General features: G+C 46.1%; 3 protein-coding genes. 2 read left to right on the top strand and 1 reads right to left on the bottom strand.

Features of this window, described 5'->3' with window-relative positions; translation table 11 throughout:
* Positions 1-1281, top strand: a 1281-nt coding sequence (locus JGK07_RS32975; RefSeq protein ID WP_293226798.1) for a calcium-binding protein, incomplete at its 5' end; no start/stop codon positions are given.
* A 70-nt stretch (positions 1282-1351) separates the two neighbouring features.
* On the opposite strand, the gene JGK07_RS32970 is transcribed toward JGK07_RS32975, so the two are convergent.
* Entirely contained in the window at positions 1352-2338 is a 987-nt protein-coding gene (locus tag JGK07_RS32970) for a LysR family transcriptional regulator (RefSeq protein WP_293226801.1), read from the bottom strand.
* A 202-nt stretch (positions 2339-2540) separates the two neighbouring features.
* Between JGK07_RS32970 and JGK07_RS32965 the strand changes: the two genes are divergently transcribed.
* Complete coding sequence (locus tag JGK07_RS32965) at positions 2541-3437, top strand: aspartoacylase (RefSeq protein ID WP_293226804.1); 897 nt, start codon at positions 2541-2543, stop codon at positions 3435-3437.
* Positions 3438-3640 lie beyond the last annotated feature (203 nt).

The raw sequence follows: 3640 nt of genomic DNA, 5'->3' as shown, positions 1-3640 counted from the left end.
ACAACTCCGACTCCGGTAACAACTCCGACTCCGGTAACAACTCCGACTCCGGTAACAACTCCGACTCCGGTAACAACTCCGACTCCGGTAACAACTCCGGCGGAAAGTCCAACTCCGGCGACAACTCCGACTCCGACTCCAAATCCTGTTGACTCTGACAGCGTTGGTGGCGGTAATGCCGACGATCGCATTTGCGACGAAATTACCTTACCTGCGATCGATTCGATTCCCGGGCCGAATTCAGTCGATCGCACTTTCAACGGCACTGAGGGCAACGATTTCCTCATCGGTAGCAATCTCAACGACGCTATCAACGGTTTCAACGGGAACGACATTCTGCTGGGCGGAAGCGGTAACGACAATATTTATGGCGGGCGGCCCAGCAATATCCCTCTTGGCCCGAATGCAGACAAAGACTTGCTATTTGGCGGCAGAGGTAATGATTACCTCAACGGGGATGCCGGCGACGATCTCATTTTCGGTGGTAAAGGCGATGATGTGGCGATCGGTGGCAAAGACGATGACTTGATTTGGGGCGACAAGGGGAATGACACTCTGGTGGGGGCTGAGGGTAACGACTGCTTGTTTGGAGGCAGTTTTGACCCGTCTAGCCCTGACTCTACCGGACGCGATTTGCTGTTTGGCGGTGCTGGTAACGACTTCTTGAATGGAGGAGATGCTGCGGATACTCTGGGCGGTGGAGAGGGCAACGATACGCTGAACGGCGGCAAGGGCGATGACGTTCTGGTGGGGGGTACGGGCAACGATCTGTTGCTGGGCGATCGCGGCAGCGACAGCATTTGCGGCGCCGATGGGGACGATACTATTTTCGGCGATCGCGCGATTCCCTACGGGATAGCTACGCTTCACGACTTAAACGGATCTCCAGATTCCCTCTGTGGCGGTGCGGGTAACGATTTGCTGTTTGGTAACGGCGGTAATGACAACCTCTGCGGTGATGAGGGCAATGATACTCTGTACGGCGGTAAGGGTGATGATACTTTGACTGGGGGTTTAGGTAACGATATTCTCAGTGGTGGCATTGGGCGCGATCGCTTTATTTTAACCGCAGGTGAAGGCAGCGATGTCATTGCTGATTTCACTAAAGGTGAAGATTTGCTAGTGTTAGCGGGCGGTTTAACTTTTGCTCAACTCACTATTACCCAAAGCCCTAATGCAGGTGCGATCGCGATTTCTCAGAACGGTCAACTGTTGGCTACTGTGAATACAGTGGCTGGTAGTGCGATCGATCGCAGTGATTTTATCCTGTTTGGGCGATAAAATTAGCCGTAGGGTGCGTCAATCGATTTTAGATTTTAGATTTTAGATTTTAGATTTTAGATTTTAGAGGCTACCCTACTTCTACTTCTACTTCTACTTCTACTTCTACTTCTACTTCTACTTCTACTTCTACTTCTGACGCTGAAATAATCGATGTTTCCGGCTGATAAATTGAGAGGCTTTTAATAATCTCCAGAAATTGCTGCAAAATAGTCGATGAATCATTCTGCCGCCAAACCGCAGTTAAGTTAGTGGTTGTCGTTTGTTCCAGAATCGGACGATAGACCACTCCTTTGCGTTGAAGATTCTGGACGTGAGATGGCAGAATGCTAATACCAGTTTCGCCTGCAACCAACCCCAAAATCGTGACCATAAAGACGGCTGTTTGAACAACTTTCGGCACAAATCCTGCTTGCGAACATAGATGGTAAATTTGTTCAGACAAACCCGCCACAACTTGATGCAGGGGCATGACAAATTCTTCATTTTTTACGTCAGCAAGCGAAATTTGGGATTTGGCTGCCAGCGGATGGTTTTTAGGTAAAACGGCGACAAGTGGTTCTTCCGTGATAGACATCGTTTCTAAATCATTGTCTTCCGAGATTTCGTGGTAGAGATACAGAAAAATGATATCAGTTTGGCGATCGCGCAATCTCTGAATTAGAAAAGCACTATTTTCTTCCTGTAAAATCAGTTTTACCTCTGGATATCGCTGTCGAAACGTTCGCAGCATCTCTGGAAAGACACCATTCGCGATCGAACTCGTAAAACTCACCGTCAAGTGACCCAATTCACCTTGATGAATGCGCTGGGTTTTATGTACCCCTTGTTCTAACAGTGCCAGAGTTGCACGAGATTCTTCTAAAAACGCCTGTCCTGCTGGAGTTAGCCCAATTGGGTGACTTTTGCGATCGAATAGTTGCACGCCCAATTCAGTCTCCAAATCTTTAATTTGGTTGCTTAGGGGCGGTTGCGAAATGTGCAATCGCTTTGCCGCATTGGTAAAGCTCAGTTCGTCTGCCACTGCAATGAAGTAACGGAGATGGCGAAGTTCCATAGATTTTAGATGTTAAACTTTAAACTTGGAAATGAATAATTACTATAGCGGTTATTGAGTAGATACTGCCATACTTCTTGAGTATATTCTTATATTAAAAAAAGTATTTGACATCTAATAATAACTTGTTTATTCTGGAATTAATAGTTAGAAGGTTTGGCGAATAATTACGATTTTAATTATCACAAAACGAGGATTATTTATGTTGTCGCACGTAATTCGACGAGTTGCAGTTGTCGGAGGAACCCACGGAAATGAGTTAACAGGAGTTTACCTGATTAAGAAGTTTCAACAATTCCCAGACTTGCTGAAACGATCGACCTTTGAGACAGTTGCCTTATTAGCCAACCCGAAAGCGGTGGCGCTGAATCGGCGTTATGTCGATCGCGATTTGAACCGTTGCTTTAGCCGCGCAGATTTGGCTAACCCAGACTTGACGGGTTACGAGGACACACGCGCTAAGGAAATCTCCGCCCAACTATGTCCTAAAGACCAAAACGGGGCTGATTTCATTATCGACCTCCACAGCACAACGGCGAACATGGGGCTGACAATTTTACCGTCTAGCAAACATCCATTCAATTTACAATTATTAGCCTATTTAAGCGAACTCGATCGCTCAGTTCGAGTTTGTTTCCGAGATGAGGATGGTCAGGATTCGCCAATGTTGCGATCGCTATCTGCTTTTGGTTGCACGATAGAAGTTGGGCCCATCGCCCAGGGAGTCGTTAACGCCCATCTGTTTCAGCAAACCGAAAGGCTGGTTCGCACCATTGTAGATTATCTCGATGCCACAAATCTGGGCAATCCGCTAGTTATACCATCATATTTAACTGCATATCAGGCGATCGTTTCCGTAGACTACCCGAGAAATGCTGTAGGTGAAATGCAAGCCACTATCCATCCCCAACTTCAGTTTAAAGATTACGAACCCTTACATCCCGGTGAACCGATGTTTCTCACATTTACGGGAGAATCGCTCCCCTATCAAGGAGAATCTACAGTTTTCCCTGTATTCATTAACGAAGCTGCTTATTATGAAAAGCACATAGCGATGCTTTTGACTAAAAAACAACAGCTTCAGCTTAAAACTGCATAAAATCCTATCCCATCGTCAATTACCAGAAACAAAAAAGGTTTGTAGTGAGGACTTCAGTCCGCATCCATCCCAGGACAGAATTTCCAACTATTGAACCAATCTTACGGCTCTCCAGAACTTATGGTGATAATTTTATCTAATGCAAGAAACAAGCTAATACGCGATTTCTAAAATTATCAAAATTAGAAAAGCCATACCCTTGT

It is taken from the genome of Microcoleus sp. PH2017_24_DOB_U_A (assembly GCF_020738205.1).
Lineage (GTDB): Bacteria > Cyanobacteriota > Cyanobacteriia > Cyanobacteriales > Microcoleaceae > Microcoleus.
This window is presented reverse-complemented; position numbering and strand designations above follow the sequence as displayed.